The sequence below is a fragment of the Bacillus sp. B-jedd genome, assembly GCF_000821085.1.
Taxonomy (GTDB): Bacteria; Bacillota; Bacilli; order Bacillales; family Cytobacillaceae; genus Bacillus_D.
Genome location: NZ_CCXR01000001.1, coordinates 1,196,086 through 1,217,451, shown reverse-complemented (window position 1 = coordinate 1,217,451; position 21,366 = coordinate 1,196,086). Strand labels below are relative to the sequence as shown.

The following is a 21,366-nucleotide window of genomic DNA, read 5'->3' as shown; positions in this document are numbered from 1 at the left end:
TAGTTACCGAAGACCGGACTGACTATGGCTGTTCGGGCACTAAGTCTTTCTTTAGTTACCGAAGACCGGACTGACTATGGCTGTTCGAGCACTAAGTCCACCTTTAGTTACCGAAGACCGGACTGACTATGGCTGTTCGAGCACTAAGTCCACCTTTAGTTACCGAAGACCTGACTTACAATTGCTGTTCGGGCACTAAGTCTTTCTTTAGTTACCGAAGACCGGACTGCCTATTGATGTTCGGGCGCTTATCCCTCCTTTTTGCAAAAAGAAAATAAAAATATTTAGAATTTTCGGTTGACTTTTCTCACCCGCTTCACATATAATCCTCTATAACACCCGGCAGTTAACAATAAACACGAATTGAAAACAATATATGGATCTCTTATCCAGAGTGACGGAGGGTCAGGCCCTATGAAGTCCGGCAACCTTCAAGCGAAAGCTTGAAAAGGTGCTAATTCCTGCAGGCGGTTTTGCCTGGAAGATAAGAGGAGGAACCCCCTCTTCTTATGGAGAGGGGGTTTTTTGTTGGAAAAGTGCCTATTCAAACTGTCCGAACCACATTGGAATTTAAAAACGGAGGGATATATCAATGACAAAGCAAAATGAAAACCTTGGACTCGAAACACTATTATTGCACGGCGGACAGACGCCTGACCCTGTGACTGGTTCCCGAGCTGTACCGATTTACCAGACCACTTCCTATGTATTCGATAGTACGGACCACGCCCAGAACCTCTTCTCACTCGCCGAATCCGGTAATATTTACACCCGGATCATGAACCCAACAACCGATGTGTTGGAAAAACGGATTGCTCTTCTTGAAGGGGGCGCTGCTGCGCTTGCCGTTTCTTCCGGAATGGCCGCCATCGCCCTGTCGATTATGAATCTCGCTGAAGCTGGCGATGAAATTGTCGCTGCGGGGAACCTCTACGGCGGCACTTTCAACTTATTCGCCGTTACCCTCCCGAAGTTCGGCATAAAAGTTCGCTTTGTCGACTCAACCAATCCCGAAAACTTCCGTGACGCCATTACCCCAAAAACAAAGGCTATCTTTGGCGAAATTATTGGCAACCCGAGCCTGAATGTCTTCGATGTTGAAGCTGTGGCGGAAATCGCTCATGAAAATGGAGTTCCGCTCATCATCGACAACACGTTTGCTTCACCGTATTCCTGCAGGCCGATCGAATGGGGCGCTGATATCGTTGTCCATTCGGCAACGAAATGGATTGGCGGGCATGGAACAACGATTGGCGGCCTGATCGTCGATGCCGGCCGATTTGACTGGAACAGCGAGAAGTTCCCCGGCTTTACCCAACCGGATCCTAGCTATAACGGCCTCCGTTTTGCCCAGGATGTCGGCGCACTTGCCTTTATTATCAAGCTTCGAGTCCAGCTCCTGAGAGACTTTGGTTCATCTTTAAGCCCGAACAGCGCTTTCCTTTTGCTGCAGGGACTCGAAACGCTGCATTTAAGAATTGAAAAGCATAATGAAAACGCATTGGCACTTGCCCAATATTTGCAAAACCATCCTGCTGTCGAATGGGTATCGTATCCGGGCCTTGAAGAGCATCCAAGCCATGAGCTGGCTAAAAAATACCTTGACGGCGGGTTCGGATCAATTATTGTCTTTGGCATCAAAGGCGGTCGTGAAGCAGGCAAAAAGGTGATCGACAATATTCAATTGTGGTCACACGTCGCAAACGTCGGCGACGCGAAATCCCTAATCATCCACCCTGCTTCCACGACTCATCAGCAGCTGAGTAAAGAAGACCTTGCTAAAAGCGGTGTCACCGAAGAACTGATCAGGCTGTCTGTCGGACTTGAATCCCTTAAGGATCTAAAGGATGATCTCGATCAGGCTTTCTTTATAGCCACGGGCATTTCCGCTAAACCGGAGGAGCAGCTAAATCGATGACAGCCGAAGGTTTACCAATCAGCGCTGAAACAACTTTTCCCCCGGAATACGGGAAAATAAATATTGGCAACCTTCAACTAGAGTCCGGTCAGGTGCTTCAAGGCGTTGAACTTGCTTTTGAGCGGGCCGGGAGAAAAGGCGGCCCCCTCATCCTCGTCTGCCATGCACTGACAGGAAATCAATACACAGTCGGAACGGATGAACAGCCAGGCTGGTGGTATGGCCTGATTGGCCCAGGGGGATATATCGATACCGGCAAGTACGAGGTCATTACCTTCAATGTACTCGGAGGCTGCGCGGGCACGACGGGTCCAAACAGTATGAATCCATTGTCAAAAAAACGGTATAAATCCGAGTATCCTAAAATAACGATAAGAGATATTGTCCAGTCACAAGTTTTGGCACTCCGTAAACTTGGCATCCATCAAATAAAAGCGGCCGTCGGAGGGTCACTTGGCGGTATGCAGGTACTTGAATTGGCCGTCGCCTATCCTGATTTTGCAGAGCTGATCATCCCAATGGCCGTGACTCCTTACCTTAGTGATTATGGAATTGCTTTTAACGCGATTGGAAGGAATGCCATCCAGCGGGATCCGGCCTGGAACGGCGGGCTTTATTCTGAGGGTGACCGGATTGCAGGGCTTGAAATCGCAAGAATGATCGGCATGGTCACCTACCGGACCGGCGCGTTGTTCAACGAGAGATTTAAGAGGGAGCTTAAGGACTCCGAGACTTTCCAGGTCGAATCTTATTTGAATTATCAGGGCCAAAAGCTTTCTTCCCGTTTTGATGCCAATAGCTATTTGATTTTGCTTGGGGCGATGGATTCCCATGATATAGGCAGAGGCCGGCAAGGTTGGAAAAAGGCCATTGAGCGGATTACTGCCAAAACACTGCTGCTAGGCTATACAGGTGATTTGCTGTACCCTCCCGAAAGTGTGAAAGAAATCGCGGAAGCCCTTCGGGAAGCTGGGAAAGAAGCGGAGTACGTGGAAGTAAAAACTGATTTCGGGCATGATGGATTCCTCGCAGAGTTCCCTAAATGGGGAGGAATCCTCCAGGCAGCCCTTACGAATTAAGGAGGAGATAAAGGTGACAGACATCCATGTGGCACTATTGGGCTTTGGCACAGTCGGCAAGGGCGTATACGAAACAATCAAGGGCCATCAAACAAGGCTAAAAGCGATCCTTGGCAAAAATGTAAAAGTAACGGGCATACTTGTACGAAACGTTGAAAAACACGAGTTGCAAGATGACGGAGTGCTTCTCACCTCAAACTTTGATGAAATTTTAAACCTGCCAAAGCTTGATATCGTCATTGAAGCAATCGTTGGCCGGGAACCAGGCTTTTCCTATTTAAAAAGGTCAATTGAAAGAGGCTGCCACATCATTACTGCAAACAAGGAGATGTTTGCTTACCATGGAAAGGAACTGCTTGAACTTGCTTCCAGAAACAATGTTGCCTGCGGGTTCGAAGCCACTGTCGCAGGTGGTATTCCCGCAATCCAAACAGTGAGGACCCTTTTGAACGTCAATAAGATCGAGCGCATTGAAGGAATTGTCAACGGCACTTCCAATTATATTTTGACAAAAATGCGCGAGGATGGAGTTGCTTTTGAAGAAGCGCTTCAAGCAGCGAAAGAGAAAGGATATGCCGAGGAAGACCCCAGCAATGATATAGAAGGCCACGACGCTTTTTATAAGGCGATGGTACTGAGCCAGATTGCATTCGGGGAACAGCCGGAATGGTCAGCCGTTACGAGAAAGGGAATATCAGCAATCACCCACTCTCATATCCGCTTATTTTCAGAATGGGGCCTTCGCGTCAAGCATGTGATTTCACTGGAAAAAGGAGTTCGGGGGATTGTTTGCTCCGTGAAACCTGTACTCGTGGATCCATCGCACCCATTATATTCTGTCGAAGGTGTCCAGAATGCTGTTTCAATCGAGGGTGATATTGTCGGAAACATCCTCCTCCAAGGACCTGGTGCCGGAAAGTTCCCAACCGCCAGCGCCATCGTCGAGGATTTAATCCAACTTAATGCAAAACAAGGCTGTTATTTTGATCAGGAAAAGAATGTCCGTTTTAAAAAGGAAGCTCGCCATCAGTGGGCAATCCTCACAAAACAAACGAATGTCTTTATTCCTGAATCCCTAGAGCTACTTGGCCGCGCCACGGAAAAAGCCATTTTTGTGAGCGGAAAGGAAAAGGATATCGATAAATTGCTTGAAACATACCCGGGCTTGAATATCTATCAGCTATACGGACAACTCGACAACGAATTCCTGGCAAAATCGCTTCACACCAGTTCAAGATTAGAAAGAAAGGCGGCTGTCCCAAAAGGCATATAATATGCTTTTGGGGCAGTTTTTTTCTTTGATATTTTACTGGAAAGGTGAACACCTATTGCAGCATGGAATCTCTTAACCCCTCAAACAAAAAATCAAATGTGGCACGAATCGGACTTACAAGCGCACAAGTACCAACGCTAATTTAAGTCCCGTTTTTGGAAGTTAATGTAAGTCACTGCAGTCATCACGGCAATGATGGCGGCTGACAGAAGGATAAAAACCCCATTGAAGCCACCGTCGTGGAGCAGTTCTTTCGCTTCGAAGTATTTAAACGGGGTCAAGTACTTCAACGGATCCATCTTGTCGTTCATGTCGATGGCAACGGACAAAATAAACGTTGCCAGCATAATTGACGTGGCAGTCGCACCCGCCTTTCCCGCTTTCTTTTCCAAAGCCCCGACCGATGCCCCAACGGCCAGAAAAACGAGTTGTAAAAGGAACATTCCTATCATGAGGGTGGCAATATCCCTATCGGCATATGCTCCCCCATCATATCTGGAAACGATCAAAATCGATGACACGTAAGCTACAAAGTTAATAATGGCAGCCTGGACAAAGGCGGCAGAGAGTTTGCACGAGACCACTTTCCTTCTGGAAACAGGCTTTGAAAACAAAAATTCAGCCGTTTTATCACGTTCTTCTTTTGCAATAATATTCGCGCCCAACATGACAGCGTGAATCGCGGCCATAATCACCACATAAAGGTACAAAAGGCCGTAATAACCGATCACGGTTGACAGATCAAGACCGCCAATACCAAAGAATGCTTGAAGCCCTTTTGGCAGGGCCCCCATTAAATCATTGATCGATTGCCCCGAATTGGACATCGCATCGTACTTACCCATTCCCGAGACGATCATAAAGATGACACCCAAGCACCAGATTATAAGAGATTTACGGTGAGCTTTCAATTCTCTGAAAAAGATATTCATAATCAACCCTCCACTTTGAAAAATTCAGGCGCGCTGCCAGCTAGCTGATATCCTGCTTTGCGAAAATCACATAGCTTGCTGCAGTGGCCGCAAGCGCAATTCCGATACTGAGGCCAAGGAATCGCCCATCATAGCTTGAGTTTTTCACGATTTCGGCTGGGTCAAAGTATTTAAACGGCGAAGCATACTTGAGCGTATGATCGTCAGTGACTGAGGCGAACATCCCGATGATAAACAAGGCAAACACCGTTCCAAGTGAGACGGACAATACCGACTTGATCTTCGGCGCAAACGAGGAAATCAAAGTTCCCAATGTCAGAAAAATTACCTGGAGAAAAAACATCGTCAATGAGATCATCAGAAACAGTTTTAAACTGAAGCTTTCGGAGGCCACCATTGAAGCGATAGCAGCTGCAGCGGCCATAAAGACAATATTTGTCAAAACCAATATGGTCAAGGCCGCCAAAAGCTTCGAAGTGATTACCTCTGTTCGCGTAACGGGTTTTGACAAAAGAAATTCGGCTGTTTTAATCCTGGCCTCCTTCGAAACAATCGATAAGCCGAGATTCATCGCTTGTATCGCTCCGCACAAAGTGACATACAGAAAAACATAAGAATAGAAGCCAAGCAGTGTCGTAATGGTCTCCAAGGAAAGACCGACAGCTTTTTTGACCGCCACTGGGAAACCTTCTAACACTAGTTTAAACTCTTCTGCTTCCCGCGAAAACGAGGGAAACATCAACAGGAACAGGAGAACAAGGCCAATCATGCTCAAGGTCCACAGAATTGTTGATTTACGATTGGCCCTCAGCTCGTGCAAATATATATTCATGGCAGTTACTCCTCCTTTTCATAGTAATGCATGAAGATTTCCTCAAGATCAGGCTCAGTCACCCACAGATTTACAATCTCGGTTTCAGCGATCCTTTTCATGATTTCGTTGAGGTTGCCACGGTATAAAAAACTGACCGTAGTACCTGCCGCATCCAAATCATTTACTCCTTCCAGTTGGAAAAAGTTCATCTCGACTGGCATAACTGTTTCTATTTTGAACTTTTTATAAGTGCTTTCTTTCAGCTTACTTATTCTCTCAACTTGAACAATTTTCCCCTCTTTAATAATCGCCACGCGATCGCACAACCTTTGAACTTCGCTTAAAATATGCGAAGAAAACAAAATCGTCACGCCTTTTTTATTCTCTTCCCTCAGCAGCTCAAAAAATTTCTGCTGCATGAGTGGATCTAGGCCGCTTGTTGGTTCATCAAGGATGATCAGCTTCGGTTCATGCAGAAGCCCCTGCACGATCCCCACTTTCTTTTTGTTTCCGAGAGACAGATCTTCGATTTTCTTATGCAAATCAAGATCAAGCAGTTCAGCTAATTCCTGAATTCTTTTCCGGCAGTCTTTTTTATAAAAACTTGCTGAATAGTTTAGCAAATCTAACACTCTCATATTGTCGTAGTAAAAAACCTCCGCAGGGAGATAGCCGATCTCCTTTTTAATTTCAGGCGCATGCTTTACACAGTCTTTGCCAAATATCTTCGCACTTCCGCTCGTCGGATATATGAGGGACAGCAGGGTACGGATTGTTGTTGATTTCCCTGCCCCATTCGGTCCGATAAACCCAAAAATCTCGCCTTCCTCTACATGAAAACTGATCTCGGTAATCCCTCTCGCTTTTCCGTAATTCTTCGTCAGGTTGTTTATTTCAATGACATTCATTTTACCCGCCCTCTCTCCTGTCACTTATAGAAAGATTTTCTAAGTACTTTTAAATATCCGTCTACTTTTGCAAGAATTTCATCATAATTGATTTCATCCAGCGACAGAAATTTGTTTTTTTCCTGAATCTGATTTGAATAACCTTGGAGTGTCCAGACAATGATATTGATCGCACTTGGGATGTCCAAATCTTCTCTGAATGGTGACAGGTCAATGTTCTCCAGAATTTTGACATAGCTCCTTTCAATCAGTTCCTTATTTCGGAGCGTAATCTCAGGGGATTCCTCCCGGACAGCCGTCAGTAAAAAATTGAACATATCAGGATGCTTATGAATCAACGCCAGTTTAAGCAAAACAATCTGGCGCATTTTAATAAAAATGTCATTTTCCATTGAATCCATTTTCTCGAAAAATTCTTTTTCAAACATATCGAGTGTGTAGTCATATAAAAAAAGATACAATTGCTTTTTATTTTTGAAATAGTGGAAAAGAAGTCCCTTTGAAATGCCTGCCTTCTTGACGATTTCATTCGTCGATGCATTGTCATAGCCCTTCTGTACAAACTCATCCAGAGCAGCGTTTAAAATACGATTGCGCTTTTCTGTTTCCAAATTTAAAAACTTCGAATACACAGGTGCCCCCTCCTTTCCCAACACATGTTGACTAGTGTGGTCAATCTTAGTTTATTCCTCTTTGACCAATATGGTCAATAAACTTCATTCGACAAACTTTGAGTGTTGCAAGGCACTCGGTGAACACTAGTTCAAGATGAAAAAGACAAGCGGCTGACCAAGAAGTGTAGGGGGGTACTTCTTCAACAAAAAGGCGGGAGAATAACAGGCGCGTTTAAATAATGATGGGGCATCTTATTAGCGAAGCCCCTGTTATCCTAATATACTGAGTATTGAATGGAGGTGCGTTTATGACTACAGTTAATGAATTGTTTCGCAAAAGGATTGGGATTGAGCAGGATGAGCCAATCAACTTTGAAAATCTTGGACAAGCCCTTGAAAAGGCAGCATTGGCGCTTCCTTTTGAAAATGTGTGTGTGATGAAAGGCGGGACAACTGAAATAACGGAGCAGTCTTTGATGGAAAAGATCCTCACGCGGAACGAGGGTGGGCTTTGTTATGACCTCAATGCCATTCTCTATTTGTTTCTTGCGGAAAACAGCTTTAATGCCAGGTTAATCCGAGGAGTTGTTTATGACGCAAGCGATCAAAAATGGAGTGAGACCGGTAAAACCCACGTGGCCATTCTCATTATGGATAAAGGCCAGCAATATCTCGTCGATACCGGGTTTGGCGGCAACCTTCCGTTAATCCCTGTCCCATTAAACGGCGAAACCGTCTCATCCAGAAACGGTGTTTTCCGTGTTCAAAAGGAACCAAGTGAATACGGGGATTATTGTTTGTATATGAAGCTTAATCATAAGGATAACGATTGGCGAAAAGGCTATGCCTTTGACGCCAATGATACCGCCACGACCATAAGTGACTTAAATGAAATCCAGAAGATTATCGTCAACCATCCAGGTTCCGTATTCAATAAACGGATATTAATTACGAGGCTGACCAATAAAGGAAGCGTCACACTGGCAGGAAATTCGGCCACCATCTGGACAGATGGCACGATAAAAAAAGAAGAAATCAGTGACGAAAAGTTTAAGGAATTGGCTAGCGATTTGTTTGGACTTACAATATAAGAAAGAGACCTGCTTAGATAAACTCTTCTCATCTAAACCTATATCTCCCTAATATTTTATTAGCTACCTGTCTCTCCGACAGCTTTTGCCAGGCGGGAACAGGTATTTTTTTTGCAATTACAACAGCAATAGTAAGATTGTGTACCCAGTCAGCCCTGCAAAAAAAAGCAGGAAAGCTGCTCTCCCGTTCCTCCGGCATCTCTTCTTTTATGACGCAACATATTTTTGACGCACCTTTGGCAAACATACTATACTTTAAATTGAAGAAAAATTCTGAAAGGTTGAGGAAGCATGATAATTACATACGAGTATGCCAAGGAGCTTGACCGGCAGGATTCTCTCGCATCGTACAGGAATGAATTTTATCTAAACGAAAACAAAATTTATTTGGATGGCAATTCGCTTGGGCTTTTGTCCAGACGGGCCGAACAATCATTGCTCGGGATGATCGAAGCCTGGAAAGTGCATGGCATCGACGGCTGGACAGCAGGAGATTATCCGTGGTTCTATTTGTCTGAAAACCTGGGAAACCAAGTGGCGCCGCTTGTCGGAGCGGATGAAGGCGAAGTCATTGTCACAGGCTCAACAACAGTAAACCTTCACCAGCTCGCAGCCACTTTTTATCAGCCAAGAGGGAAACGGACGAAAATCCTCGCTGACGAACTGAATTTCCCGAGCGACATTTACGCGCTTCAGAGCCAGTTGAAGCTAAAGGGGTTCGATCCTGCAACCCACCTAATACAAGTAAAAAGCAATGATGGCCATACCCTTACTGAAGAAGACATCATCTCTTCAATGACCGATGAAATTGCCTTGATTGTCCTGCCAGGCATCCTTTATCGGAGCGGCCAGATCCTTGACATGGAGTTTTTAACAAAAGAGGCCCATAAGCGTGGAATCCCAATCGGTTTCGACTTGTGCCACTCGATCGGCTCCATCCCCCACCACCTCACTGACTGGAATGTCGATTTTGCATTCTGGTGCCATTACAAGCATTTGAATGCCGGTCCCGGAGCAGCGGCCGGACTATATGTAAACAAAAGGCATTTTGGCAAACTTCCGGGCCTTGCAGGCTGGTTCGGTTCAAACAAGGAGAAGCAATTCGATATGGAGCATGAACTTACATCTGCCGGTGATTCCGGTGCCTACCAAATAGGCACGCCAAATATTTTCAGCATGGCCCCGATTATCGGCTCGCTGTCGATGTTCAATGAAATCGGCATGGAAAAAATACGGGCAAAATCACTCCGTCTCACCGGATATTTAATGGAGCTCATTAAGTCAGAATTGGTCGGCCACGGATTTATTGTTCGAAATCCACTGGACGATGAAAGACGTGGCGGGCATGTTTTTCTTGAACACCCGGAAGCTCCGAGGATCTGCAAGGCGTTGAAGGCGGACGGAATCATACCCGATTTCCGCGCCCCGAACGGAATCCGGCTCGCCCCCGTCGCCCTATATAATACATTTGAAGAAGTATGGCAAACAGTCCAGATCCTGAAGACAATTATGGTCGAGGAGAAATACAAGCAATTTGAAAACAAGCGGGGAGTTGTGGCATGACTAACAACAAGTGGATTGATATTTCGCAGCCCCTTCATAACGGAATTGGCCACTGGCCAGGCGACACGCCGTTCCATTATGAAACCGCGTTCACAAATGAACAGACCGGCTCCGTCAATATTGGCAGAATCACAACCAGCCTCCATACAGGCACCCATGTAGACGCGCCGTTTCATTTTGATAATGAAGGTGAAAGGATTCTTGGGCTCGACATCGGCATATTCATTGGTCCGTCACGTGTAATCGACGTCTCTTCCTTTGAAAAGATTAATGCAGAAACACTCCGATGCTTTGACCTTGAAGGAATCGAACGGCTGCTTCTCAAAACGGCAGTCCCGAACAGCCCGGACCATTTCCCTGAACGAATTCAGGAACTCGAAGCGAATATCGCCGCTTATCTTAGCGAAAAAGGCGTAAAGCTGCTAGGCGTAGATGTTCCTTCCGTTGACCTGCTCGACAGCAAAGACATGGCGGTCCATCACGCACTGTATCGCCACGGCATCCATATCCTTGAAAACCTCATGCTCGATGATGTTGAAAACGGCGACTACGAACTAATCGCCCTGCCACTTGCACTTAAGGACGCTGATGGCAGTCCGGTCCGCGCGGTCATCAGGAAGCTGTAGTAGCGTATTTTCGCAAAAATGGCCCCGGCCCCGGCGCAAGCCTCCGGACAAGCGTGCCAGAAACCACCGAGGAGGTTCGAAATGGTTCTTGACAACAAAAACCCAACAACGGGAGAAGAAAGCATTGTTGTTGATTTTACTAACAATATGACATACAGCGAGTATCTCCAGCTTGATAAAATCCTGTCGGCCCAACATCGGCTATCCGGCCACCACGATGAAATGCTGTTTATCATCATCCATCAGGTCAGTGAGCTATGGATGAAGCTGATGATTCACGAGCTGAATGCGGCGATTGCTGCCATTAAGGACGATAATCTCTCCTCAGCGCAAAAATGCCTGGCGCGCGTCACAAAAACGCAGGCACAGGTCATTCATGCGTGGGATGTGCTGTCAACCCTAACACCGTCAGAGTATATGGAATTCAGGGAAACGCTTGGCCAGGCGTCCGGCTTCCAGTCGTACCAAAACCGGATGATTGAATTCGCGCTAGGCTACAAGAACAGCCATATCCTTAAAATATATCAAAAAGACCCGGTCCTGCAGGCCGAGCTGAAAAAAGCCTATGAAGCACCGAGCATTTATGATGCAGCCATCCATGCTTTGTATAAAGCAGGATTTCCAATTGATGAAAAAATCCTCGCCCGGGACGTAACGCAATCCTACAAGGAAAACGATTCGGTAAGGGCTGCCTGGATGAGTGTTTACAAAAACACGAAGTCACATTGGGAGCTATACGAACTCGCTGAAAAACTTGTTGATCTCGAAGACTGCTTTCAGCAATGGCGATTCCGCCATATGAAAACGGTCGAGCGGATCATCGGATTTAAAACCGGCACAGGCGGCTCATCCGGAGTCGGCTACCTGAAAAAAGTTCTCGACCAGCGCTTTTTCCCAGAACTATGGGATATTCGGACAATATTATAATGGCGGTGGGCGTCACTTGAATTAACAAGGCCCCTGGCTGGTACTTATTTTTTATGAAGGGACTGAAAGCTGCTTTAGTCAGTCCCTTCCCTAATCAACTTATCCAGTCGCTCTGCCATTTCGAGTCTGCGTTTTTTATCCAGCAGAGTTTCATCTTTAGCAAGCAGCGATAGCAGTTCCCTTTTCCGGCCGGCATCTTGTACAGTTCCGATGATTTTCTTCCTGGATTCATCAAGGAAGTCCAGATAGTCGGTGTACTGATCGCCATACTTTTCTTCAAGTTCCAAGCGGATTTTTTTTGCAAGGGAAGGGCTTGCACCAGATGTTGAAACAGCCAAAGTCAATTTTCCTTGCCTGACGATGGATGGCACGTGAAAATCCGATGCATCCGGATTGTCCGCGATTGTGACAAGCTGATGAGAGCCAGCTGCTTTTTTCACTGCAAAATTTGTCTCGCGGTCATTGGTGGCGGCAATAATCAGGAATGCCTCCCCCACATCTTCACGGGAAAAGCACTTCCTTCTCCAAGTAATTTTGCCTTCCTCAGCCATTTCCGCCAATTCGGGTGAAAGGTCAGGGCTTACTACCGTCACAACAGCGCCTGCGCCTACAAACCCTGCCGCTTTTCGTCCTGCAACCATGCCGCCGCCAACAACGAGCACCGGACGGCCTTTTAATTCAAGAAAAATCGGATAGATCAAAAAGGACACCACCCTGGTTTTTTTCTTCATTCCTAGTTAAACAACTGTGACATTATCAAGATTCGCCTTATATCCCTTTAAAATCGCAAATGTCAATTTATCCATCGTGGCTCCGTCAAATATAGCCTTTTTGACATTTGTTTTGAAAGAAACGTTGTGGAAGACAGCATTTTTAAAGGAAGTCCCTTTTAGCCCGGCATTGTTAAAGATGGTCCCATTGAAGGTCTGATTGTCAAAACATACTTCTGATAAGTTAGAATTAGAAAAATCCGTATCATCCAAAATGGCTGCCTTGAAACTTGCTCCCCCCAAATTAGACTTATTGATTTTGGCTCCTCTTAGATTCGCACGGTCGAATATGGCCTTATCTAAATTACTGCATTTAAATGAACTGTTCGACAAGTCCGCATCAGTAAAGTCACTGCCCTGAAGATTGCTGTAATCGAACTTGCCGTCATGGACCTTCACAGATGTAAAATCGGAATTTTCCATATTGCTCTTGGATAAATCCATCCCCACTCTTTGTTGCAGCTCTCTCGTTTTATCATGAATTGCTTCTACAATTTCAGAAATGTCGCCTATCGAATCAATCGTTTTATGAAAAGCTGCTTCATCTGTGAATCCTTCCCTCTTTAAATCGTCCATCTTTTCCTGCAGGTCATGGAAGAGCTCCAGCTTAACTTCATTAATGGTCTTTATGTCCTCATAAGGAGAAAAAATGCCATCCAAATATGCTTTTAATTTATCACTCATCGATTTTCCACCTTTCAAATTAAAGAGTCGAGGATTTCTTTGGCATATTCCCAGTTTTTTTTGTTTTCCGTGTAGGTCAATTTGCCTTTGTCAGTCAGGTGATAGTACTTTCTGCGCCCTCCCTGCGTTTCGTCTCCCCAGTAGGAAGTGATGTTTCCTTCCTGTTCGAGCCTTTTCAAACTGGAATACATTGTTGCCTCTTTCAATTCATAGCGGCCATTCGATCCTGATTGGATCAATTTGGATATCTCATATCCGTATTTATCCCCGCTCAACAACAGTTTGAGAATAATCGTGTCTGTATGTCCCCTTAACAAATCGGACGAAAGTTTTAAACTCACTGAAGATTTCCACCTCCTAAAAAAAAATATACTTTATATTACTATGACAGTCAAGGTACTTTATACATCGATATAATATGTCTGATTATCTAATTATGTGTAATTTCATTTGTCACTAAATCAGCAGGCATAAAAAAGGAACCCTCTCTTCCCGAAATGGGTTCCTTTTTGTGTTTATTTAGGAAAGGATATTGAAAAAATTCTCGAAGCTTGTAATAATGACCCGATAAGTTAATAATATACGTTATTCAGATGGAACTTAACTAAGGAGAAATGTTTAAATGGAAGCGCTAACCGAATTGGTTCGAAACAAAGGGGTAAAACGACTCATTATCTTTTCTTTAATCGTTTTATTCTTATACAGTGTACGGAGTATCATAAATCTAATCTTGCTGACTTTCATTTTCGCTTTTTTAATGGACCGACTTGTGGAGTTTACTGCGAGGCGCATTCCCATAAATCGAAGGTTGCTCGTATTCTTAATCTATACGCTCATCGTTGGATTATTAACCTTTGGACTAGTGAAATATTTGCCGATTATAGTAAATGAAATTAGTGAGCTCATTAAAAGGGTTACATCCTTTTACACCCAACCGCATGACAATTTGATCATTAATTATATTGAAACACTTATTACCAATAATCAAATTGCGGCTTATTTGGAAAATGGATTATCATTTTTGCTTAAGTATTTCACCGGTATTAGTAAAGTAAGTATTCAAGTGTTAATTTCATTAATATTAAGTTTATTTTTCTTGCTTGAAAAACCCCGGTTAATACAATTTACCCATAAATTTAAAACGAGTAAAATCGCCCCTTTTTATTATGAAATTGAGTATTTTGGCAGAAAGTTCACTCAAACGTTTGGAAAAGTAATCGAGGCTCAATTTATTATCTCAATTATCAATTGTATTTTAACTGTCATTTCTTTAGTCATCTTAGGGTTCCCGCAAATTTTCGGATTGGCGATCACGGTCTTCTTCCTTGGACTTATTCCAGTTGCCGGAGTGATTATTTCACTCATTCCACTTACTTTAATTGCCTATACAATTGGCGGATTTATAAAAGTTTTTTATATACTGATTGCGATTGGGATTATCCATATGGTCGAAGCCTATGTGTTAAATCCGAAGCTGATGTCATCCAAGACAGATCTCCCAGTTTTCTACACCTTTATCGTCCTCATTTTTTCAGAGCATTTCTTCGGAGTGTGGGGACTCATACTCGGAATTCCTATTTTCGTTTTCTTACTGGATGTGTTGGATGTGACAAATAAGCAACCGAAACAAAGGTAAACTTCCAAATCTAGAAAAGCCGGCATCTACTCGAATTCAGAATAGATGCCGGCTTTTTTGCAATTAGAGATACCCCTGGAGTTCAATCATGTTTTTGCTTCTGCGGCCCGTTCGTTCAACACAGCCATGAGCTTGTCATCAAATCCGACCGGCCTGCACACGACTATTTCACAGGCCGGAAAGGCTCGCCTAACTAATGAAGCCTTATTATTAATTTGATCAGTAAATCCGCCTGTAAAAAGAAGTACAGGCACTAGATAAATTCTCTTCCCTCCGTCTTTTGCCATGTGACCCAATCTATCGTCAAAGCTGGGATCCGCCTTCAAATAACCCGTCTCGACTTTTGCAAAAATTCTCTTCGTAAGCCCTGCGGCAACGCGGCTGAATTCGGCAGCAGCCTCCTGGTCACGGCTTCCGTGTCCGACCAAAAGGACAACTTCCTCTTTGCTGTCCGCGAATCCGGTCTCTTCCATCCTGTCCAATAGAATTTCAGTGACTTGTTCATGGGAGCCTATCGGATTTCCGTATTGAATGGTGAGTTCGGGAAAGGCTTGTTTCACTTTTGTAAGTTCGGTGGGTATGTCGACATTTGCATGGATTCCGGGCAAAAGGAGAACCGGGACAACTGTCAGCTTGCCCGCGCCTTGATGGATGCATTTCTCAGCCGCTTCAAATATGGAAGGCTGCACTTTTTCAAGAAATCCGTATTCTTTAATTGGTGCATCGGCCAGCTTCATGGTTTCCTCGATGAACGATATAAACTGCTCGTTGCCTTGCTCGGAGCGGCTGCCGTGGCCGATATAAAGAATGGCTTCCATAATTAATTCCTCCCAAACTACAACCTTAGTGCATCAGGAACTGCAATGATCAAGTTCTTTTTCGAAGACTGTCCACTAGCGCCTCTTTCGTCGGCTGTGTTGGAATCGTATCTGGATCAATACCGTACTCGTCCAAGGCACTCGCCGTCTTTTCCCCAAGAGCAACGATTTCCGCGTTATCCATGAGACTCGCCGGAATTAAACTCTCCCCTATACCCGCTTCCATCATCACCTGAACAGCGGCCGCGGAAGGAAAGATGAGTGTATTTACTTCGGCTTCTTCTATCATTCTTGCAAAAATCGGCCTAAAGTTCATATCAATTTCTTTGAGGCTAGTGATGAATTGATCGCAATCTTCGTATTCGGGGCGGCCTTTAATAGAACTGTCGCCAACGATCAGCAGCTTTCCGTCTGTTTCCAACTCCGGCTCTGGAGCGGCTAAAAAGCCCCGCTTCTTCAATGCTGCCAATGACTTCGTCGAACCTCCGAACAAGTCGGCGCGGATCCGGCGGATATCGATTTTTCCCTCTATTAAAATAGTAAAGAATTCATCTACACTTTCCGGAGATGTAAACAAAATGCTTTCATAATCAGATAACCGGGCCAAAATGCCCTTGTCCGGTGCTACCGTGCTCCGTTTCCACCTCGGAAATTCGATTACATCGGCGCCCTGGGCAGTGAGTTCTTTTGCCAATCGACTTTCCTCGGTCCCTGTCCGAACTAAAATCGCCTGCCGGCCAAACAACGGTTTCTTCTCGAACCAGGCAAGTTTCTTCCGAAGGGAAACGATCTCCCCGACAAGCGTGATGGCTGGGTTAGTAAATTTCTCAACAACCGCCTTTTCGGCAATATCGCCGAGCGTCCCTTCAAGGACCTTTTGGCGCCCGAACGTGCCCCATTGAATCAGGATAACGGGCGTTGCCGCCGTTTTTCCGTGCTTCACAAGGTTTTCACAGATGAATGGAAGGTTCGATATCCCCATATAAAAAGCAATCGTGTCAATCCCTGAAGCGAGGCTTTTCCAATCGAGATCCGGATGCCCGTCCTTCGATTTGTCATGCGCCGTCACGACGGCAAAAGACTCGCCAAATTCCCGGTGGGTGACAGGGATGCCGGCATAAACCGGAGCGGCAATACCAGATGAAATGCCAGGGACGATGTCATAAGAAATGCCTTGTTCCGCCAGGGCCATGGCTTCCTCCCCTACCCTGCCAAACACACCGGGATCCCCGCCTTTTAGGCGAACCACCGTTTTGCCTTCGAGTGCTTTTTCGACGAGGATGGCATTGATCATTTCCTGGCGGAGCACATGACGGTCCGGCAATTTGCCGCAATAAATGAGCTCGCATCCGGCCGGTGCGAAATCAAGCAGCTTCGGATTAGCCAGCCTGTCATAAAGGATCACCTCGGCAGCCTTTATCGCTTCGAGCCCTTTCACTGTAATCAACCCAATATCGCCAGGTCCCGCTCCTACAAGAAACACTTTCCCTTTCCCCATCTCAAGTCACCCTTCCAGCCGGTATTTCGATTGCCTTTAAAATGAGCCCACCAACCTGCTTATACTTCTATATATACCTGTTCTCCATCTCTTGCGATTGTAAACGTCCTGACCTCGCCCTCATCAGGCGCCTGCACTTTTCCATCAATCAGGGAGATTTTCAAATCATAAACCGGGCAAAAAACAAACTCTCCGCTGACCAGTCCATCCGCCAGAGTTCCTCCTTTTGGATGGGGGCTGCGGTTCTCGACCGCCCTAACGTCTCCGTTTGAGAGCCGGAACAAGACGATTTCTTGTTCCTCGATTTTAAAAACCTGGCCAATCCTCTCAGGCAGACTTGAATAATCAGCAATTTTAACTTTAGCCATTATGGCCACTCCTTTCCTGGAACGCCGGCCTTGAAACCTTGGATAAGATCCCAATGGCCGGCTTTTTTTCAAAATTAAACCTCAACTGGCACTCGAACGGAACGCTTTTGATAGTATTTTTCCTGGATTTCACTTGAATCGATGGCTTCCTGCCAAGGTTCGTTGTACCTTTCAAGCGTCTTGTCAAGGCGTTCGTTCAGCGCTTTTCTCGTTGCATCTTCTCCGAGTACTTCTTTAACATGATCTAGTCCGACGCGTTCCACCCATTTGGACGTACGCTCAAGGTAAACAGCAGTTTCACGGTAGTACTGCATGAAAGCCCCGATAAGTTCCATGACTTCTTCTTTTGTTTTGACTGTATCAAGCAAATCACCCGCGCGAAGGTCTGTACCGCCATTACCGGCAACGTAGATTTCCCAGCCGCCGTCGATGCCGACAATTCCGAAGTCCTTAATGCCGGCTTCGGCGCAGTTTCTCGGACAGGCCGATACGCCCATCTTCACTTTATGGGGAGTATCAAGCCGCTCGAATTTTTTCTCGAGCTCGATGCCAAGACCCATTGAATCCTGTGTGCCAAAGCGGCAAAACTTTGCCCCGACACAAGTTTTGACAGTGCGGAGGGTTTTTCCGTAAGCATAACCTGAAGGCATTCCGAGTTCCTCCCACACTGCAGGCAAATCTTCTTTATTCAAACCGAACAGGCCAATCCGCTGTCCGCCAGTCAGTTTCACGAGCGGAACATCGTATTTTTCAGCAACCTCGGCGATTTTCTTCAGGTCTTGCGCAGTCGTCACGCCACCATACATCCTTGGCACAACGGAATACGTGCCGTCCTTCTGGATGTTCGCGTGCATTTTTTCGTTCACAAGCCGGGAGTCGCGGTCGTCCTTGTATTGCTCCTGATTGATCATGCCAAGATAGTAGTTCAGGGCAGGACGGCACTTACTGCAGCCCTCTTCATTTTTCCACTCAAGGACATTCATAACTTCCCTAATGCTCGTCAAGCCTTTTTCGCTTATTTCCGCGACCACTTCATCACGGCTCAATGTGGTACAAGCGCACATGCCAGTCTTTTTAGCTGATTGGTCGTACTGATCGCCAAGCGTATAGGCGAGAAGTTCGGAAATTTGCCCTTTGCAGCGGCCGCAGGAACGGCCTGCATTCGTGCATCCGCCAACTTCTTCGACCGTTGTCAGGCCATTTGCCTTGATCGCGTTGACAATCGTGCCTTTTGTGACGCCGTTACAGCCGCAGACAAGTTCATCATCCGCCATTGCCGCGACATCACTTCCTGCACCGGCGCCTCCGCAGCAGCCGGATTCAAGGATAGCTACGCTTGTCATCCCACTGACATCTTCTCTTTTTAGCATCATCCGGAACAGCCTTGAGCTGTCGTTCGTATCGCCGAAGAGCACAATTCCGGTAACACGGTTGTCGCGGATGACAATTTTCTTGTAGACGCCGTCAAATTCATTGTGGATCCTGATTGCTTTCACGCCAGGTCCGTCATCAATCTCACCGGCGGAGAACAGGTCGACCCCTGAAACCTTCAAGCCCGTACCGACGATAGATCCTTCATAAGGATTCGTGTCCATTCCGCTAATATGTGCGGCGAGGACTTTCCCCTGTTCATAAAGCGGAGCCACAAGGCCGTAGACAATTTCACGATGCTCAGCGCATTCGCCGACCGCGCGGATAAAAGGGACGCTCGTCCTCATGAAGTCATCGACGACAATCCCCCGGTTTATGAAAAGACCGGCTTCTTTTGCCAGCTGGACATTCGGCTTTATTCCAACCGCCATGACGACTAGGTCAGCCTCAATTTCAGTGCCATCCTTGAAACGAAGGCCAGTCACACGGTCATCTCCAAGTATTTCAACCGTTTGTTTTTCGAGTAAAAAGTTCATTCCCTGTGCTTCGAGTTCGGCGCGGAGCATTTCTGACGCGGCTGGATCGAGCTGCCTTTCCATTAAGTGCGGCATTAGATGGATGACATCAACCTCCATACCAAGGTTCAAAAGTCCCCTCGCAGCTTCAAGGCCAAGCAGCCCCCCGCCTATGACGGCAGCCTTGCGGTAGGTTCCCGCTGATTGAATCATCGTTTCACAGTCTTTGATATCGCGGAAACCGGTCACTCCTTCTTTGTCCGCCCCCGGGATTGGCAGGATAAAAGAGCTAGAGCCTGTTGCAATGATGAGTTCATCGAAGCGGATGCTACGCCCGGTTTCAGAGGTAACTGTTTTCGTTACAGGATCGATTTTCACGATCGCTTCGCCTGTGAAAAGTTCAATATTATTTTCCTCATACCATTCCCAGCTGTTCATGATGATATCTTCAATCGTAGTATCGCCCTGCAAAACAGTCGACAACTGGATGCGGTTGTAATTCGGATGCGGTTCATTGCCAAAGATGGTGATTTCAAACTTATCTGGATTTAGTTTAATGATTTCTTCAATCGTCCTGACGCCGGCCATCCCATTCCCGATCATTACTAATTTTTTCTTGTTCATGGTTACAGACCTCCTATAATTATCGAACCGAGTTTTCAATGCGGTTGAGTTTTTTAATGTTATCTTTATGTTTATATTGTAATTGCTAATCCCATGGAAATTTGTGACGTATGTTACAATACAGCGAAAACTTTGTTAATCTTTTCACAAAGATGTCAAAGTTATGATTTCGGGAATAAGTTTATGAGGAAATCCTCTATAGCCTCGTAGAAAAAAGCTGGATATTGTTTTGAACCTAAGTAAAAAACCGTTCCCTCGAGTGGAAACGGTTCTTGAAAAGGTTTATTTGGGTTGACATCATTGAGGACCATCTCTTTCTACTGTGCCGATTTACTATGGCCTCCTAAGCCTTTACGCAAATCAAACAGCAATTCTATTAAACTGGTGTGGTAGGGAATGAAATTCCCGCTGTGAATCATTGAAATGATTTCCTCACTTGTAGCCCACTTCACCTTTTGGACCTCTTCGGAAGGCACCTTTAAGCTGCTTATTTCCACATCATCTTCTACAAGATAAATATCATCGAACCCTTTTTCAAAATTGATAGTCAAGGAGGGGCGAACTGCCTGCAAATTTATTTGATACCCTATCTCCTCCAGCACTTCCCGTTCGGCGGCAGACTGGCTGGAATCACCGGCCACCGCGCTACCGCCAACAGTAATATCCCATAGATTCGGCCAGCCTTCCTTAAACGGTTGCCTTTGCTGAATCAACATTCTTCCATCCGAATGAAAAATGCAAACATGAACCACCATGTGATACGCATCTGCTTCAAAATCACTTCCCCGCACCATCGTCTTCCCCGTCCTGATCCGATCCCTATCATAAACATCCCAAATTTCCATTTAAGCCCCTCTTTCTTTTGGCAAAAACAGCTTGCCAAATTCTATCACTGCTTCTACTACTTTAGCTTCTCTACAGTTTAAGAACTGACATAATATAGTAAAACTTTATACTTTAGTTATAGTAAAGTCCAGGGGAAAAACAGAGGGAGAGGAGCATCCCGGTTCTACCTTTTATTAATAAGTGTAAACACAAAAGCCAGTGAATGGAAAGCCGGTTATTCAGGACCAGGACCCTCATCTATTGGCCGAATGGCTTTCGGCAACTTGGGCTTTGGGCTCTAAACGGGGACTTAGTGACCGAACGGCTTGCCGCAACCGGGCCTTCGGGCACTAAACAGGGACTTAGTGACCGAACGGCTTGCCGCCCGCAGGCCTTCGGGCACTAAACGAAGACTTAGTGACCGAACAGCTTTCCGCCAACAGGCCTTCGGGCACTAAACAGGGACTTAGTGACCGAACGGCTTGCCGCCCGCGGGTCTTCGGGCACTAAAC

General features: G+C 45.7%; 20 protein-coding genes and 1 riboswitch. Of the genes, 8 read left to right on the top strand and 12 right to left on the bottom strand.

The window, feature by feature from the left end; all coding sequences use genetic code 11:
- The first annotated feature begins 382 nt into the window (after positions 1-382).
- Positions 383-491, top strand: a riboswitch (SAM riboswitch).
- Between the two features lie 101 nt (positions 492-592).
- Genes BN1002_RS06110 through BN1002_RS06100 form a run of 3 tightly spaced genes read left to right on the top strand, consistent with a single transcriptional unit; the run spans position 593 to position 4,270 of the window.
- The gene (locus BN1002_RS06110) at positions 593-1,918 is read left to right on the top strand and encodes an O-acetylhomoserine aminocarboxypropyltransferase/cysteine synthase family protein (RefSeq protein ID WP_048824135.1); all 1,326 of its coding nucleotides are present in this window, start codon (positions 593-595) and stop codon (positions 1,916-1,918) included.
- Positions 1,915-2,997, top strand: a complete 1,083-nt coding sequence (gene metX / locus BN1002_RS06105) for a homoserine O-acetyltransferase MetX (protein ID WP_048824134.1) — start codon at positions 1,915-1,917, stop codon at positions 2,995-2,997. Before BN1002_RS06110 ends, metX begins: the two co-directional genes overlap by 4 nt.
- A 13-nt stretch (positions 2,998-3,010) precedes the next feature.
- Positions 3,011-4,270: a homoserine dehydrogenase gene (locus tag BN1002_RS06100; RefSeq protein ID WP_082036153.1), complete on the top strand. Its 1,260-nt coding sequence runs from the start codon at positions 3,011-3,013 to the stop codon at positions 4,268-4,270.
- 137 nt (positions 4,271-4,407) lie between these two features.
- On the opposite strand, the gene BN1002_RS06095 is transcribed toward BN1002_RS06100, so the two are convergent.
- Genes BN1002_RS06095 through BN1002_RS06080 form a run of 4 tightly spaced genes read right to left on the bottom strand, consistent with a single transcriptional unit; the run spans position 4,408 to position 7,556 of the window.
- Entirely contained in the window at positions 4,408-5,202 is a 795-nt protein-coding gene (locus tag BN1002_RS06095) for an ABC transporter permease subunit (RefSeq protein WP_048824133.1), read from the bottom strand.
- 40 nt (positions 5,203-5,242) lie between these two features.
- Positions 5,243-6,034: an ABC transporter permease subunit gene (locus tag BN1002_RS06090; protein ID WP_048824132.1), complete on the bottom strand. Its 792-nt coding sequence runs from the start codon at positions 6,032-6,034 to the stop codon at positions 5,243-5,245.
- 5 nt (positions 6,035-6,039) lie between these two features.
- Positions 6,040-6,924: an ABC transporter ATP-binding protein gene (locus tag BN1002_RS06085; RefSeq protein WP_048824131.1), complete on the bottom strand. Its 885-nt coding sequence runs from the start codon at positions 6,922-6,924 to the stop codon at positions 6,040-6,042.
- A gap of 20 nt (positions 6,925-6,944) precedes the next feature.
- Positions 6,945-7,556: a TetR/AcrR family transcriptional regulator gene (locus BN1002_RS06080; protein WP_048824130.1), complete on the bottom strand. Its 612-nt coding sequence runs from the start codon at positions 7,554-7,556 to the stop codon at positions 6,945-6,947.
- A 290-nt stretch (positions 7,557-7,846) separates the two neighbouring features.
- On the opposite strand from BN1002_RS06080, the gene BN1002_RS06075 reads away from it, so the two are divergent.
- From BN1002_RS06075 to kynA, 4 genes are all read left to right on the top strand, one after another.
- On the top strand, positions 7,847-8,629 hold the full coding sequence (locus BN1002_RS06075) for an arylamine N-acetyltransferase family protein (protein WP_048824129.1): 783 nt from the start codon (positions 7,847-7,849) through the stop codon (positions 8,627-8,629).
- Between the two features lie 291 nt (positions 8,630-8,920).
- A complete protein-coding gene (kynU, locus tag BN1002_RS06070; RefSeq protein ID WP_048824128.1) occupies positions 8,921-10,192 on the top strand; it encodes a kynureninase in 1,272 nt (423 codons plus the stop codon).
- A complete protein-coding gene (gene kynB / locus BN1002_RS06065) occupies positions 10,189-10,818 on the top strand; it encodes an arylformamidase (RefSeq protein WP_048824127.1) in 630 nt (209 codons plus the stop codon). Before kynU ends, kynB begins: the two co-directional genes overlap by 4 nt.
- Before the next feature lie 81 nt (positions 10,819-10,899).
- A complete protein-coding gene (gene kynA, locus BN1002_RS06060; protein WP_048824126.1) occupies positions 10,900-11,745 on the top strand; it encodes a tryptophan 2,3-dioxygenase in 846 nt (281 codons plus the stop codon).
- Positions 11,746-11,819: 74 nt separating this feature from the next.
- Here the strand turns inward: kynA and BN1002_RS06055 are convergent, their stop codons facing one another.
- The 3 genes from BN1002_RS06055 to BN1002_RS06045 are packed head-to-tail and all read right to left on the bottom strand — an operon-like array spanning position 11,820 to position 13,540.
- Positions 11,820-12,446 carry a precorrin-2 dehydrogenase/sirohydrochlorin ferrochelatase family protein gene (locus tag BN1002_RS06055; RefSeq protein ID WP_052445621.1) on the bottom strand — a complete coding sequence of 209 codons (627 nt, stop codon included), beginning with the start codon at positions 12,444-12,446 and terminating at the stop codon, positions 11,820-11,822.
- Positions 12,447-12,482: 36 nt separating this feature from the next.
- On the bottom strand, positions 12,483-13,199 hold the full coding sequence (locus BN1002_RS06050; RefSeq protein ID WP_048824125.1) for a pentapeptide repeat-containing protein: 717 nt from the start codon (positions 13,197-13,199) through the stop codon (positions 12,483-12,485).
- Between the two features lie 14 nt (positions 13,200-13,213).
- Positions 13,214-13,540, bottom strand: a complete 327-nt coding sequence (locus BN1002_RS06045; RefSeq protein WP_048824124.1) for a PadR family transcriptional regulator — start codon at positions 13,538-13,540, stop codon at positions 13,214-13,216.
- Between the two features lie 281 nt (positions 13,541-13,821).
- Here BN1002_RS06045 and BN1002_RS06040 point away from each other — a divergent pair, with 281 nt between their 5' ends.
- Positions 13,822-14,835 carry an AI-2E family transporter gene (locus BN1002_RS06040; RefSeq protein ID WP_048824123.1) on the top strand — a complete coding sequence of 338 codons (1,014 nt, stop codon included), beginning with the start codon at positions 13,822-13,824 and terminating at the stop codon, positions 14,833-14,835.
- An 86-nt stretch (positions 14,836-14,921) separates the two neighbouring features.
- Here BN1002_RS06040 and BN1002_RS06035 read toward each other — a convergent pair whose 3' ends face one another.
- From BN1002_RS06035 to BN1002_RS06015, 5 genes are all read right to left on the bottom strand, one after another.
- Positions 14,922-15,653, bottom strand: a complete 732-nt coding sequence (locus BN1002_RS06035; protein WP_048824122.1) for a sirohydrochlorin chelatase — start codon at positions 15,651-15,653, stop codon at positions 14,922-14,924.
- 49 nt (positions 15,654-15,702) lie between these two features.
- Positions 15,703-17,151: a uroporphyrinogen-III C-methyltransferase gene (gene cobA / locus BN1002_RS06030; protein ID WP_048824121.1), complete on the bottom strand. Its 1,449-nt coding sequence runs from the start codon at positions 17,149-17,151 to the stop codon at positions 15,703-15,705.
- Between the two features lie 59 nt (positions 17,152-17,210).
- Entirely contained in the window at positions 17,211-17,519 is a 309-nt protein-coding gene (nirD, locus tag BN1002_RS06025; RefSeq protein ID WP_048824120.1) for a nitrite reductase small subunit NirD, read from the bottom strand.
- 74 nt (positions 17,520-17,593) lie between these two features.
- The gene (gene nirB, locus BN1002_RS06020) at positions 17,594-20,029 is read right to left on the bottom strand and encodes a nitrite reductase large subunit NirB (protein WP_048824119.1); all 2,436 of its coding nucleotides are present in this window, start codon (positions 20,027-20,029) and stop codon (positions 17,594-17,596) included.
- 317 nt (positions 20,030-20,346) lie between these two features.
- Positions 20,347-20,874: an NUDIX hydrolase gene (locus tag BN1002_RS06015; RefSeq protein ID WP_048824118.1), complete on the bottom strand. Its 528-nt coding sequence runs from the start codon at positions 20,872-20,874 to the stop codon at positions 20,347-20,349.
- Positions 20,875-21,366 lie beyond the last annotated feature (492 nt).

Coding starts and splice junctions, on each gene's coding strand:
- BN1002_RS06095 (WP_048824133.1), bottom strand. CDS start 5,202: ATGAATATCTTTTTCAGAGAATTGAAAGCTCACCGTAAATCTCTTATA.
- kynB (WP_048824127.1), top strand. CDS start 10,189: ATGACTAACAACAAGTGGATTGATATTTCGCAGCCCCTTCATAACGGA.
- BN1002_RS06015 (WP_048824118.1), bottom strand. CDS start 20,874: ATGGAAATTTGGGATGTTTATGATAGGGATCGGATCAGGACGGGGAAG.
- metX (WP_048824134.1), top strand. CDS start 1,915: ATGACAGCCGAAGGTTTACCAATCAGCGCTGAAACAACTTTTCCCCCG.
- BN1002_RS06040 (WP_048824123.1), top strand. CDS start 13,822: ATGGAAGCGCTAACCGAATTGGTTCGAAACAAAGGGGTAAAACGACTC.
- nirD (WP_048824120.1), bottom strand. CDS start 17,519: ATGGCTAAAGTTAAAATTGCTGATTATTCAAGTCTGCCTGAGAGGATT.
- BN1002_RS06085 (WP_048824131.1), bottom strand. CDS start 6,924: ATGAATGTCATTGAAATAAACAACCTGACGAAGAATTACGGAAAAGCG.
- BN1002_RS06075 (WP_048824129.1), top strand. CDS start 7,847: ATGACTACAGTTAATGAATTGTTTCGCAAAAGGATTGGGATTGAGCAG.
- kynA (WP_048824126.1), top strand. CDS start 10,900: ATGGTTCTTGACAACAAAAACCCAACAACGGGAGAAGAAAGCATTGTT.
- cobA (WP_048824121.1), bottom strand. CDS start 17,151: ATGGGGAAAGGGAAAGTGTTTCTTGTAGGAGCGGGACCTGGCGATATT.
- kynU (WP_048824128.1), top strand. CDS start 8,921: ATGATAATTACATACGAGTATGCCAAGGAGCTTGACCGGCAGGATTCT.
- BN1002_RS06035 (WP_048824122.1), bottom strand. CDS start 15,653: ATGGAAGCCATTCTTTATATCGGCCACGGCAGCCGCTCCGAGCAAGGC.
- nirB (WP_048824119.1), bottom strand. CDS start 20,029: ATGAACAAGAAAAAATTAGTAATGATCGGGAATGGGATGGCCGGCGTC.
- BN1002_RS06090 (WP_048824132.1), bottom strand. CDS start 6,034: ATGAATATATATTTGCACGAGCTGAGGGCCAATCGTAAATCAACAATT.
- BN1002_RS06050 (WP_048824125.1), bottom strand. CDS start 13,199: ATGAGTGATAAATTAAAAGCATATTTGGATGGCATTTTTTCTCCTTAT.
- BN1002_RS06110 (WP_048824135.1), top strand. CDS start 593: ATGACAAAGCAAAATGAAAACCTTGGACTCGAAACACTATTATTGCAC.